Source organism: Actinopolymorpha pittospori (assembly GCF_014873875.1).
GTDB classification, from domain to species: domain Bacteria; phylum Actinomycetota; class Actinomycetes; order Propionibacteriales; family Actinopolymorphaceae; genus Actinopolymorpha; species Actinopolymorpha pittospori.
Window position 1 is genome coordinate 770,961 of the sequence record NZ_JADBEM010000001.1, and the last position, 12,733, is coordinate 783,693.

At 68.6% G+C, this 12,733-nt stretch carries 12 protein-coding genes; 7 read left to right on the forward strand and 5 right to left on the reverse strand.

The features are described 5' to 3' along the window. Positions 1–895 precede the first annotated feature (895 nt). Both HEB94_RS53300 and HEB94_RS03485 read left to right on the forward strand, forming a co-directional pair. The gene (locus HEB94_RS53300) at positions 896–2,062 is read left to right on the forward strand and encodes a methyltransferase (protein ID WP_192748605.1); all 1,167 of its coding nucleotides are present in this window, start codon (positions 896–898) and stop codon (positions 2,060–2,062) included. A gap of 113 nt (positions 2,063–2,175) precedes the next feature. Further along, positions 2,176–4,143: a GMC family oxidoreductase N-terminal domain-containing protein gene (locus tag HEB94_RS03485; RefSeq protein ID WP_192748606.1), complete on the forward strand. Its 1,968-nt coding sequence runs from the start codon at positions 2,176–2,178 to the stop codon at positions 4,141–4,143. Between the two features lie 875 nt (positions 4,144–5,018). On the opposite strand, the gene HEB94_RS54260 is transcribed toward HEB94_RS03485, so the two are convergent. Both HEB94_RS54260 and HEB94_RS03495 read right to left on the reverse strand, forming a co-directional pair. After that, a complete protein-coding gene (locus HEB94_RS54260; protein WP_192748607.1) occupies positions 5,019–5,693 on the reverse strand; it encodes a 4'-phosphopantetheinyl transferase family protein in 675 nt (224 codons plus the stop codon). Continuing rightward, the gene (locus tag HEB94_RS03495) at positions 5,690–5,959 is read right to left on the reverse strand and encodes a hypothetical protein (RefSeq protein ID WP_192748608.1); all 270 of its coding nucleotides are present in this window, start codon (positions 5,957–5,959) and stop codon (positions 5,690–5,692) included. Before HEB94_RS03495 ends, HEB94_RS54260 begins: the two co-directional genes overlap by 4 nt. A 1,062-nt stretch (positions 5,960–7,021) precedes the next feature. On the opposite strand from HEB94_RS03495, the gene HEB94_RS03500 reads away from it, so the two are divergent. After that, positions 7,022–7,651 (forward strand): hypothetical protein, encoded by a 630-nt coding sequence (locus HEB94_RS03500; protein WP_192748609.1) that lies wholly within the window; start codon positions 7,022–7,024, stop codon positions 7,649–7,651. A 474-nt stretch (positions 7,652–8,125) separates the two neighbouring features. On the opposite strand, the gene HEB94_RS03505 is transcribed toward HEB94_RS03500, so the two are convergent. Next, the gene (locus HEB94_RS03505) at positions 8,126–8,326 is read right to left on the reverse strand and encodes a helix-turn-helix domain-containing protein (protein ID WP_192748610.1); all 201 of its coding nucleotides are present in this window, start codon (positions 8,324–8,326) and stop codon (positions 8,126–8,128) included. A 113-nt stretch (positions 8,327–8,439) separates the two neighbouring features. Here HEB94_RS03505 and HEB94_RS03510 point away from each other — a divergent pair, with 113 nt between their 5' ends. Next, a complete protein-coding gene (locus HEB94_RS03510) occupies positions 8,440–8,643 on the forward strand; it encodes a hypothetical protein (RefSeq protein ID WP_192748611.1) in 204 nt (67 codons plus the stop codon). Positions 8,644–8,767: 124 nt separating this feature from the next. Here the strand turns inward: HEB94_RS03510 and HEB94_RS03515 are convergent, their stop codons facing one another. Further along, positions 8,768–10,198 carry an MFS transporter gene (locus HEB94_RS03515; RefSeq protein WP_192748612.1) on the reverse strand — a complete coding sequence of 477 codons (1,431 nt, stop codon included), beginning with the start codon at positions 10,196–10,198 and terminating at the stop codon, positions 8,768–8,770. After that, positions 10,195–10,902: an NAD(P)H:quinone oxidoreductase gene (gene wrbA / locus HEB94_RS03520; RefSeq protein WP_192748613.1), complete on the reverse strand. Its 708-nt coding sequence runs from the start codon at positions 10,900–10,902 to the stop codon at positions 10,195–10,197. Before wrbA ends, HEB94_RS03515 begins: the two co-directional genes overlap by 4 nt. 78 nt (positions 10,903–10,980) lie before the next feature. Here wrbA and HEB94_RS03525 point away from each other — a divergent pair, with 78 nt between their 5' ends. The 3 genes from HEB94_RS03525 to HEB94_RS03535 all read left to right on the forward strand — a co-directional run bounded on the left by HEB94_RS03525 (position 10,981) and on the right by HEB94_RS03535 (position 12,688). Then, positions 10,981–11,448, forward strand: a complete 468-nt coding sequence (locus tag HEB94_RS03525) for a MarR family transcriptional regulator (RefSeq protein ID WP_192748614.1) — start codon at positions 10,981–10,983, stop codon at positions 11,446–11,448. A gap of 69 nt (positions 11,449–11,517) precedes the next feature. Beyond that, positions 11,518–11,763, forward strand: coding sequence for a hypothetical protein (locus tag HEB94_RS03530; protein ID WP_192748615.1), 246 nt, complete (start codon positions 11,518–11,520; stop codon positions 11,761–11,763). A 649-nt stretch (positions 11,764–12,412) separates the two neighbouring features. Continuing rightward, positions 12,413–12,688: a hypothetical protein gene (locus tag HEB94_RS03535; protein WP_192748616.1), complete on the forward strand. Its 276-nt coding sequence runs from the start codon at positions 12,413–12,415 to the stop codon at positions 12,686–12,688. Positions 12,689–12,733: the final 45 nt, after the last annotated feature.

Genomic DNA, 12,733 nt, shown 5'->3' on the forward strand with positions numbered 1-12,733 from the left:
GCCGGCACCGCCGACGATTCGGGGTCGCCGAGACGGGTGGCGGGCCGAGGGCAACAAGGCGGGCACTGGGAATCGTTATTGACAACGACAATCGATTTCGGCAGCCAGGCTAACCTAGCCTCAACTCCTTGTAAAGGGCTGTCCACGGGTTGGCCCGGGAACATGAAGAGTGCGTTCTGACCTGGGAAAAGAAGGTCTTTCGAGAGCTCACGTTCGGGTCACGGATAGGCGCGCCGGAGCCGTTGTGTAGTCGAGTGGCGGCGCTGGTTTTGGCCGTCTCCGCCCGAGGCGGAGCACGGGCGGAGGACGGGCGGAGGACGACAGGCGCAGGTGCGGCCGCGTCGGTGATGGCTGTCTTCCCCACACAATCGGTTCACATGGGGCTGCTTGGGCAGGGCGTAACGGTGTGGGTGGTGGTCCCAAGTGGTGAACGGTTCGGCCGGTCGGTCGTTTGACCCGCCAGGAGTGGTGTCGGGCGGGTTGAAGACGCGGGACAGGTTCGGTCACGGCCGGGGGCCCGGGTTTGGCTGCGGATTTCGGTCAGGGCGTCGACAAGTGCCTCGGAAGGGCGTTCCCGGGGGTGACGGCCGAGTGGTCGGGTGACCTGGCGGCGCACGATTCGGCGGCATTGATGCATGATGTTCGTTCTAGGTCGTAGCCGGCGGCGTCGAGTAGCCGGGCAGAAGGCGTGGTGCGCCGGCAGTAGCCCCCACATCTGCGGTTCGGCCAGGTATGGCGATCGTGAGCGCCATACCTGGCCGCTGCGACTCGGCATCCGGGCTGCCGTCGTCCAGGGGCCCTACTGGCATTGATGTCCGCAGTAGGATGCGGCTTATCTGTTCCGCCACTGCGTCGCCGTCGCCGGGGCCCGTTTCCCCGCAGGAGGAGCCACCGCGTGCGCGAAGACGTCCTACAAGTCGATCCGGCGGAAGTGGTCGCCGCAGCCTCGGCCGCAACCCGGCACTTCGGCGGAGTGCCGACCAGAACCGCCGCCGAGAGCCTCGTCGCGACGCTCGAGAAGGCGGCGCTGACTTCGATGCTGCGCGTACTGCAGCGTCACGGTGTGCTCGACGACCCGACGCGGACCTACCCGACAGCCAACGTGGTCGCGGCCGCCCGGGTCGCACAGCGCCACGTACCGCTGGTCGGCCGATGGCTGCGGGCACTCGCCGACGCAGGCTGGATCTCCCGCGAGGCCGACAGCTACGGGGGAACCCCACCCGTCGGGTCAGGTGCAGAGTCCGCTGCCTGGGACGCCGCTCACCGGCAGTGGATCGAGGGCGGTTTCGGAGGGCCAGCCTTCCTGACCTACCTGCGGCACAACGCCGAGTGTCTCGACGGTCTGCTGACCGGCGACATCGCGGCCGCCATGCTGCTGTTCCCCGAAGGGCGCACCGAACTCGCCGACGCCGTCTACCGTGATACGGCGACTGCCCGATTCCTCAACGAGACGATCGCCGGCGCCGTGTGCCGCTTGGGTGTCTCAGGAGCGCCCCGGGTGCTGGAAGTCGGCGCGGGCACCTGCGCTACGTCCGAGGTCGTGCTGACACGGGCCGCGAGCTGCGGTATTGGGCTGCGCTATACCGCCACCGACGTGTCCCGGTTCTTCCTGAGCACCGGCCGGGCCCGGTTGCCCGGCGCGCGGTTCGCCATGCTCGACTTCAACCGGTCGCCGATTGTGCAGGGATTCCCGCCCCGCTCGGCCGATATCATAGTGGCGGCCGGGGCACTCAACGCGGCCCGCGACGTCGACGCCGCCGTGCGCGGGCTGGCGCGGCTGCTCACCCCGGGCGGTTGGCTGCTGGTGAGCGAGCCCACCCGGGAACACGTGGAAATCCTGGCCTCGCAGGCATTCATGATGGATCCGCCCCTTGACGTGCGGGCGCGCACCGCCACAAGCTTCCTCGACTGCGCTCAGTGGGCCGCGGTGTTCGCCGGAGCCGGACTGGGCCTGCGCGCGACACTGCCCGCAGAGGACCATGCCCTCGCACCCCTAGGTCAGCGGCTGTTCCTCGTGCAGGCGCCGGACACCACAAAGTCAACTCCCGGGCCGGCGGCGTGAACCGACCGGATTCCGCGCCGGCGGGACGGCGCTACATTCCCCGTCATCACGCTCACATACGCACCCCAAATGCGATGGTTCCGCTCCCCATCCGCGCCGCCTGAGGAGACTACGTGTCCGTTGAACTGACCGAAGCCCAGCGGCACACGCTTGCCGCCCTGGTGGACACCTTCGTCGCGGCTGTCCCGCCGCCACCCGGGATCGAGGACACCGACGGGTTCTGGGGTCGGAAGGGCACCGATGTCGGCGTCCACCACGCGGTGGAATTCGCTATCACCCAGACGCTCGCACCCGAGGCGGCCGCCGGCATCCTCCAGGTCCTCGACGCCTTCACCGGCGTCGGCCTGGCCGACGCCCCACCGGAGAACCTCGAACCCACCGTCGCCGGCATGGCCGCCGCTGCGCCCGAGGCTGCCCCCGGCCTCGCCGCGCTGCGCGCCATGACGGTCAGCCTCGCCTACACCCTGGTCGACGATTCCGGCACCAACCCGTTCTGGAGCACCATCGGCTACCCGGCGCCGGGCACCGCGCCCCCACTACCGCACCAGATCCACCCGATCGCGCCGCCCTCCACCGGCGAGGTCTGCGCCGACGCGGTGGTGATCGGCTCCGGCGCCGGTGGCGCTGTGATCGCCGCCAGCCTGGCCGCCGCCGGCCGCTCCGTGGTGATCCTGGAAGCGGGCGGCTACTTCGACGGTGACAACGCGATCCAGCACGAGATCGAGGCCGGCCCCAATGTCTACTACCGCGGTGGCAATTTCAACACCACCGTGGAGGGCAACGTCAGCCTGTGGGCCGGCGCGACTCTCGGCGGCGGCACCACCGTCAACCTCGCCAACTGTGTCCGCCCGCCGGCCGCCCTGCGCGCCATCTGGGCCGAACGACACGGACTGTCCGATGTGGACGGTCCCGAGTTCGACGCTCACATCGACGCCGTGCTCGCACGTCTTGGTGCCAACGAGGAGGCGAGTGTCTACAACGGACCGCACCGGAAAATGGTGGCCGGCGCGCAGGCCCTCGGCTGGAAGCACCGGCGCGCCCTGCTCAACCTGGACCCCAAGCTGATCGAGCCCGACCGCGGCTCGCTGCTCACCTACGGCGACCGCACGGGCGCCAAGCAGAGCACCGTCCGCACCTTCCTCCTCGACGCCGCCACGCACGGCGCTCAGACCTTCATCCGCACCCGCGCCGACCGGATCCTGGTCGAGGCCGGCCGCGCCACCGGCGTCTCCGCCACCACACTCCGCCCGGACGGAGCCCCGACCGCACTCACCGTGCGGGCCCCCACCGTGGTGGTCGCCTGCGGAGCGCTGGAGACCCCGGCCCTGCTCCTGCGCTCCGGCATCGGCGGCCCCGCCACCGGCAGGCACCTGCACCTGCACCCCGTGATCCTGGTCTCCGGGCACTACGCAGAGGCCCTTCAGCCGTGGACTGGCCCGCCGCAGGCCGCGCTGGTGGACGAGTTCGCCGCCGACCTCGACGCCGACCACACCGGCTTCCTTATCGAGACGGTCGCGTCCCAGGTCGGCGCCACCGCCAGCACCCTCCCCTGGGTCGACGCCGCCGACCACAAGGCCCGGATGGCGAAGATGCGCAACGTCGCGGCGCTGGTCGCGATCATCGGCGACAAGAACGAGGGCACCGTGAGGCTGGACGACAACGGACAGGCGGTGCACGGGTACCCACTCACCGACCAGGCCGACCGGGCCGCACTGTACCGGGCGCTTGAGATGGTGGCCAGGCTGCACGAGGCGGCCGGTGCGGAGGAGATGTACCCGCTCACCCCCGGCATACGGGCGCGGACCTGGCGGCGCGGCGACGACCTGGCCGACGTGCTCGCCGAATGGAAGACGATCCCGCTCGGGTTCGGAGGGCACGTCCTCAGTTCGGCGCACCAGATGGGCACCGCGCGGCTCGGCACCGACCCAGCCGACAGCGTGGCGAAACCCAGTGGGGAGTTGCACGACACCGCCGGGGTGTGGATCGGCGACACCAGCGCCTTCCCGTCGGCGCTCGGCGTCAACCCGATGATCACCTGCATGGCGCTGGCCCGTCGCATGGCCGGGTACATTCTCGGCTGAATCGGACCCCTGCGGGATGGAGACCTACGACGCGGGGATCGATAGCCGCGGTTTGATGTGACTATGCGTGTCGGCTTGATGAACGCGCCCGCCGATCGCTCAATTCCCGGAGATGCTGCACGGCAGTCTGGAACTGCTCGCTCGTGAAGGGAAAGTGTCGTCGCGGACCATCCCCATTGGGTCGTCGGGGCTCCGGGGCAACCGATAGGTGCGGTGTCCGGCCACCGAAGAGGAGCTCGGTGACGGCATGAGCTCCCGCGGCAGAAGGTGCTGAGCCTGTGAGGAGGCACCATCGACGAGTACGCCTTCAACGACGTCATCGTTGACCGAATCAGCGACGTGGTGAAGATGACCCCCGCCACTGGCTGTGAGGATGTGCCAAGTTCGGTGGATCTTCGGTGGCGGCACGGTGATCATCAGGCCACGCTTATGGTCTGATCATTGCAGGTGGTTCGGACAGTTTCGATGATCTCGCGATGTGATCGTGCAGCGTGGCGATCGGCCGGGCTGAGCGCCAGACTGGTCGCCAAGCGCCGGCGTGCGGCGAGCTCTCGAGCGAGGTCACAGATCTGCCCAGCCGGAACGGCGCCTCGATACGTCATGCGCCGCTGGTCGGAACTGAGGAGGAGCTCGATGCGTTGGTCCTGCACTTCGACAACGGCACGGCCCTGGCCAGCCAGGCGATCCTTCACCCGGCGCCTGCCCGCAAGCACACCTTGCGGGCCTCGGATCTCTACTGCGAGCTACCTCCGGCGGCATGTGGCCCGTCGAGGAGTTCCAGTCAACGACCGTTCCGGGGCGTCACGGCCGGGGGACATGGTGCGGCCGGCGACACTGCCAGATGCACTGAGGTTCCTCGCGTCGCTCACGACTCTTCACCTCGATTCCCCCGCTACCGCGACGACGTGATCGGGGTCGGTCTGAAACCAGACGACTTCGAAGCGATCCGAACCCGTCCGAGGGACCCGCCTCGGGGAGGGTACGTCGAGGTCGTCCATGTCGAAGACGAAGTCCTTTGGCTCCGCGGCCACGAAGCCGGTTCCGATCGCCTTTGCGAGGGCTTCCTTTCCGGTCCATAGTTGGGCGAGGAGGCCGGGATCCTCCGACGCGGAACGTTCAGAGGGATGCAGAAACACCTCCGCGACACCTCGCAGGGCGCCCGCATCGATACGTTCGACGTCAACACCGATCCGTGACAATCCCCACGCGACTACGGCACGCCGAGCGGTGTGGCTGACAGAGAAGTCGAAGTCCACTGGACTGACCAGCTTCCCCGCTGCCGTACGACGCAGCGGCACAGATGCAGGCGAAAGCCCCAGGCAAGTGCCCAACATCCGTCGCAACGCGCTTCGCGTGGCGATCCGCGCCAACCGAGTCGGTTCATGGCGGATCCGCGCGAACTCCGCGCGTTCGCCATCACTGAGCACCGCCTCGGTCGCCCCCCACCGGAGCGGATCGAAGATCCAGACCCGCACAAGATCCTTCTCCGGAGGGGGCGACGGCTCAGGCGTGCCGACCGCGCGATCCAAGGAGTCAAGAATGATCTTCATGGATGTTCATGGCGTATCCGTGCGATCAGGCGATCGACGCCTGGTAGATCGACTGGATGGAGGTGTCGAGCGATCGAACTCCGTGTCCTCTGCTGCGCCGTGAGCAGCAGGAACGATCGTGCTGGGTCGTTGGCACGACGCCCGGCCAGGTAGGTGGTCGCCATGTCGATCTCCTCGCGTACCGGGACGATCCGGGAGCGGATCACCTTGTCGAGCTCGCCGGCGCGGATCGCGCGCCGCCGATCCGGCCGCCCGCTCGTGCTCACGTGCTCCGTGATCGTGCGCGTCGACGGCGACTCGCCCCATCGCGACGGGCTCCCTGGGCGCGACCGTCGCCCTCACCAGCCGCCACTCGAGGTGGTGCAGTTCCGACTCCTTGTCGGCCGACACCGACGCGACACCGTCACTGATCCGGAGTTCACCCCCCGCAGGCCTGAAGGGCACGGCTCGGCCAGCCAATCCTCACGCCCCGGGTACTGCACGCCGAGCACGTTCACATCGTCGGCCAGGCCACAGGCCCAACTGAGGAAGCCGGCGGTGACGCCTGCGTGTGGCAGGAAGACCACCCGCGCGGCCGGCGTCTGTGTCACCTCCCGAGCCCGCAACCAGCCGCCTCCCACCATCATCGCGTGCCCTCCCTCACCCATGTGCGCCATCGAAGCGTTATAGATAATGATTGTCAATCCAAGTAGGTCGGGAACTGGCAACCTGGGCGGACGTCATAACCGAGGTGACGATCGCAGGGGCGGAGGTCGTCCGGATCGGCTCGATGCATCAGCGACACGTCATCCCCATAGCCTCCAGGGAGCCATCCGGCCCAACTTGGTGCACCGTCACGCCATCGGGCTAGCTCATGTTCATATCGCCTGTGGCCACGGACTCCCATCGCTGCGTGCGCAGCTGAGTGGTGAATACGCGAGCCGCCGCCGACCATGAAGCTCCACCGGAACGTGTTCAGCCCCGCTTGCGATCACGCCAGCAAGCTTGGGGCCTACGCGATTCGTCGAGAAGGATCGAAGGTGCCGACCAAGCGCGGGATCCGCCCGTGCAGCATCTTCGGTCGCGAGCCCACGTAGCAGTCCGGTGTAGGCGGACAGGTGTCAACCCGACGTGGCCGATGCGAGCCGTCCACCCTCTCATCCCAGGTGGGAAGGTGCACGGTCTGGGTGCCGCCCCGCGCCGCGAATAGATATGTACGGAACTGCGGCCGATGTTCTTCGCGAGCATGGGCTCAATCGGCCCACGGATAGTGCCGTACTCGGGCGGCTGTTCCGTCCGGTCCCGGCCCGGTCGCCGTTGACCCTGGCCATGCAGACGTCGGACCCGCAGTGGCCGAGGAGTTGTTCGACACGATGGCCGTCGCCGAGGGCCTGGTGATCAAACCGGCGAATAGTCCGTACGTCTCCGGTGCGCGGGTGTGGCTGAAGTACAAGTCGCGGCAGACCACCGACGCCGTGATCAGCGGAGCCACCGGCAGCCTCCACCGGCCAGCGGCACTACTGCTCGGCCGGTACGCCTCCGACACGGGCCGACTCCACTACGCGGGCAGGACCGCTCACCTGACCGATGCTGAGGCTGCGGCGGTCGCGCCGCTGCTCCTCGCGGCGATCGGCGGGCACCCGTGGCCGGCGCAACTCGCCGCCAACTGGCGGTCGAAGCCGAGCGGCTACCACCAGGTGGCACCGCTGGTCGTGGTGGAGATCCGTGCCGAGATCGCGACCGACCAGGGCCGGAGGTGGCGACACGCCGTGCGGATGCTGCGGTCCGGGACATCGCGCCCAACGAGGTGCCTCTCGACCTGGACCTGGACCTGGACCTGGAGGCCTGATCCAGCGACGACGGGGATTCAAACCGATGTAGCCCCCGCACTCCTGGTGGAAGGGTGGAAGGGGGGCTACACCGGCCATTTACGGGCGGTGCGGGCGCCGCGCTGGGGGCACGTCCGGCGTTCGATGTGACGACGCCTCGCACCGCTTCTGGACCAACCTGACTAGCTGCCGCCATCCCGGTGGGAGCGCCGACAGGTCGGCCTCGTTGGGCGGACCGTCGTGAGTGATGTCGAACAGGCAAGCAGCAAGCGCGTGCCCGGGTTCCACCCAGTGACGGTGATACCCGGCCCGTTGGCACGCAGGGTCGTTGCAAAGCCGGCCATCACTCGGCGGGCCCGCAGACATTGATCCTCCTGTCGTCTACCGGCGACTGTAGGCACCGGCGAGCGGCGAGAGCGGGGGACGATCGTCCCGACCAGGCCAGGACTCACGTTGCCAAGCCCGGAAGCCACCTCGTGGTCGACGGACTGGGTCAAAGCCCGATGAACCGCACCACTTCCTGACCCTGACGCTCGAACGAACCGCCGGCAAGCGCACGGAGGCCTCCACCTCCAGACACGCGGCACCCGCCCATAGAGGTCAGGGGCCGTGGTCATGCTTGCCTCAATCCGGCAGGATGACGTGCCGGTAGGAGATGCCGCCAACCACCCTGGCGATGGTGCCCCGACTCACCCCGAACTCGGCCGCGAGCGCCCTCCGCAGCTCGGTCGACGCACGCCGCCGGATGGCGATCACCTGCTCGGCCGTGAGCTTTGCACGGGCGGTACGGAACTCCTCCATCTGGAGCCGGTTAAGGTCAGTCACGGTGCCGAGGTACAGGTTGCCGAATGTTGATGCACCCCGCTGCGCCTCTCCCGCAGGTGTTGAGAACCACCAGGTCGCCCGGGTCCGTATGTGCGAGAACCCAGACGGCCCGGATGGCAGTCATCGACTTCCCGTTGAGCGCCACGTGCGGGCGCCCCTACTACCCGCGGGAGGTCCAGGCACTCCCCGGTGGTCGCTTCCGCCGCGCGCTGGAGCACGCCGGGCACGCTGTTGCGCCGACGGACGCGCCCGCCCGCGAGCTCCTCGGCGTCCCGCACGCACTGCTTCCAGGTCTAGAGCGTCGCCGGAATGTGTGACAACTCAGAAGGTCGGACAGGCAAAGGGCCAGCTCAGCGGGTACCGTGCCCCCTGACCCGGCCGGGGTCATCGACCGGGGTCAGGGGCGCGGCGAGCGAGCACGCCACGCCACGTCGTCTTCGGTCAGCCGCGACGGTGCAGTGGCAGCAGCACGCTGACCGCCGCGATGGCCAGGCCGAGCCCGGCCGCCACGAGGAAGACCAGGTCGTAGCCGGCGGCGAGGGCGGCGGCCGGGGAACTCCCGGTGGCCTCCATCGCGGCTCTTGCGCTGGCGGCTGTCGCGAGCACCGCTAGGCCTATCGACCCCCCTACCTGATTGGCGGTGTTGGCCAGGCCGCCGATGATCCCCGCGTCGCCCTCGCGAACGTCGGCGGTGGCCGCGGCCATGAGGGTGGGGAAGGTCAGCCCGATGCCGACCGCGATGAGCAGCGTAGGCCCGAGCACGCTGGTGACGTAGCCGCTGTCAGCGTGGGCCTGGGCAAGCCAGCCGAAACCTGCCACGAAGAAGCCGCAGCCGGCCAGCACCAGAGGGCGCACACCGGTCCGCGGAAGCAGGACGGCGGCCCATCGTGCGATCACCGCGAACGTCACCGCTGCGGGTGTCTGTCCGAGCCCGGCTCGAAGCGCACTGTAGCCGAGTGCGTTCTGTAGGAGCAGCGACGTGAAATACCACATCGCGATGGCAATCCCTCCGAACAGCAGCAGCATGACGTTACCGACTGCCACCCTCCGGATTCTGAACAGCCGCAGGGGCATCATCGGCTGGGTGGCGAAACGTGCCTCCATCACGGCGAAGACGACGAGCAGGAGCAGGCCCGCCACGGCTGGCCCTATGACCAGTACGGACGTCCAACCGTGATCGGCGCTCTGCATGACTCCGTAGATCAGTGCGGCCAGCCCTGCCGTTCCGGTGACCGCGCCGGTGAGGTCGAGCGATTCCCGTAGGCCGGTTCGTGTGCCGGCCAGGGACATGATGGCCACTGCGATCAGCACCGCGCCGATCGGCAGGTTGATCAGGAAGACCCACTGCCACGACAGGTCAGTTGTGATGGCACCGCCCGCGACCGCGCCGGCCATCCCGCCCAGGCCGCCCGCGGCAGACCATGCGCCAAACGCCCGGCCCCGCGCGTGCTTCTCGATGAAGTTGGTGTTGATCACGGCCAGTGTCGCTGGAGCCAGCATGGCGCCTCCCATGCCCTGCGCGACGCGGGCCACCACCAGAACCTCCGGAGCGGTTGCCAGGCCGGCGACAAGGCTCGAGGCGGAGAACAAGGACAGCCCGGCGACCAGCATTCGGCGATGGCCGAACAAGTCAGCGGCGCGGCCACCCAGCAGCATGAAGCCGGCGAAGGTAAGCAGGTAGCCGTTCACCACCCAGGCCAGGCCGGTGGGTGTAAAGCCGAGGTCGCGGCGGATCGAGGGCAGGGCGACGTTGACGATGGACGCGTCCAGGATCACCATGAACTGGCAGGCACACGCCAGCGACAGGACCATCCAGGCGGGGGCGGCGTGCGGCCTGGCCTTCCGTTGAGTTGCGGTGCTGGTGCTTGTCATGACGTCTTCCTTGCTAACCCGCCGCTCACGCGGTCTGGGGTTGTTCCGGCCATGGTTCCGCGGGCGTTCTCGTCGCCCGCGGCCGCGTCGGTGACGCGGCTGCCCGCCAGCAGCCGGATCGTGATCTGGGCCAGCCGCCGTCCCTGGTACCGGGCCGCCTCCAGGGCCGTGGCATCGGGGCCGTGTCCGGTCGGGCCGGTCACAAACGACGTGCCGTAGGGGTTGCCGCCGGCGGCGTACACGACCGGATCGGTGAATCCGGGCGGGACGATCAGCGCCCCCCAGTGGTAGAACACGTTGGCCAGCGACAAGATCGTGGCCTCGCTGCCGCCGTGCCGGTTGAACGCCGAGGTAAAGGCCGTCACCGGCTTGTCGGCCAGCCTGCCTTCCTGCCACAGCCCTGCGGTCTGGTCGATGAACTGCTTGAGCTGCGCTGCTGGCGTGCCGAACCGGGTCGGCGTCCCGAACGCGAACGCGTCGGCCCACGCCAGGTCCTCAACCGAGGCCTGGGCAATCGATGCTGTGGCGTCGACGTGCCGACGCCACAGCGGGTTCTGGTCAATCGCGCTGTCGGGTGCCAGTTCGGCGACCCGCCGCAGCCGCACCCCGGCCCCAGCCGAGGCGGCGCCCTCGGTGACGGCCTGCGCGAGTGCGTGCACAGTGCCTGTCGCGCTGTAGTAGATGACTGCGACCTTCACGGTCATGTCCGGCTTCCTCGATCCCGTGTAAGATTAGTTATGCGCATAATGTTATGCGCATAACTAACATGTCAAGGAGAGTCCGTGGACTTCGAGCAAGCTGACGCCCTCAACCAGGCCATCCGCCTGCTGAGCCTGCGCCACCGAGCCAGGGCCGCGGCGCTGCTGGCCCCGCTCGGTCTGCACCCCGGACAGGAGGCGCTGCTGCTCGAACTCGCCCGGACCGGCCCGATGATCCAGGCCCAGCTCAGCGAGGCCCTCGGCTGCGAGCCGCCCAGCGTCACGCTCATGACCCGCAAGCTCGAAGCCTCCGGCCACATCCGCCGTCAACCCGCCCCCTCCGACAAGCGCGCCAGCATCGTCGAACTCACCGACAGCGGCAAAGCTCTGACCAAGGAGCTCAGGCGGCTTTGGCGCGCTCTGGCGGAGGAAACCGTGACCGGCATACCCGCCGAAACGCTGGCAGAACTACCCGGCATCCTCAAGACCATGACCGGCAACGTGGATACCAGGCGCCCCCGCCACCCACACGACGGTCGGGACGGTGAGTAGAAGCGGCGCACGCAAGTGCGGCGTGATGGGGCCGTCCCGGCTGCGCGAGTGGATGACACCGTCAACCTGATGATGGAAGCGATGGCCGACGGCCGAGTTCACCCTCGGATGCTCGCCGCCCGAGGGCAGGGCCGGCGGGAGTGGCTCAGCCTTCCGTCAGGGACATGGACGCCAGCAGCCGACGACGCGGTGAAGCGGGGGCGTGAAATGTGTGAGGCGCCGCAGCTCACGCAGGCGAAGGAGTGGGACGAGGACGCCTTTCCGCAAGAGCCCGAGCCCGAGCCCCCGTCGCCACGGCTGCAGCTCGTCCGCTGACCCAGGGACGCGAAAGCCCGGCACCTCCAGGTTGCAAGGCCGGGCTCGCTGTGGTCGAGCGGGTCAATGCTTGTAGACGTCGCGGGGGTGGCCGATGTGAACGATCAGGACTCCCCCCGTGCCCGGGCGAGTAGTTCACCTGATAGTCCCCGACCCGGATGCGCGGCGCGTCGATCACACCCTGCGGCGCCTTGGCGCCGGGGGCCGAGGGGCGCGGCTACCGGCAACCCGCTGGCCGACGCCACGCCCGTCCCCTGGGGTCACGGAGCTGTGCTGCGCTCGCGCAGACGCAAGCGCCATCAGCACCTCGAATGCTGGGCCTACCCTGCGCCGCTCCCCGCGGCGAGCGAAGTCGCAGGTGACCCGACCCGGTGTAGGAATCGACCAGCCGGACCGCAGCGCCAGCCGTACGCGTGGCCGGGACTCGTGAGGGACGAGTTTCTGAGCCGCCCACCGCGCCCGCACGACGACCGCACGGTTCGGTGTACGGATCAGGCCAGTTCGGGGTATGTGGCACCTAGTCCTACTCGACCACGAGCCGGGGCGGTGACCTGAAGGGCCCGGGCGGCGCTGTTGCGCGAGCTCGTCGCCAAGGGCACGGCACCTACACGACGTCGACAACACAACCCCCATCCGGAGGTGAGGCGCAATGAAAGAACCGCTGATGCTGCCCGAGACCACCGGGAGAACGGCGCTGATCGTCCGCATCAGCCGCATCGACACCGACCTCCTGGGTGCGCCCGGCCGGTCTTGGCAAGCCGAATGGGAGTTCGACGACGGCTCCAGCAGCGTGGCCCAGGGCGAAGACCTTGCCTACATCGTGCGCTGCGTCGCACAGATACCAGCCCCGGAGATGCTGTTCCAGCATCCCGAGACGGGCAAGTGGTCGCCGTGCTCTCCTCCCGAGGTGTCGGGCCAGTTGTAAGATCTGAGTTCAGCAGCCGAAGGCCTCCAGTCCGGCAGCGTCGCC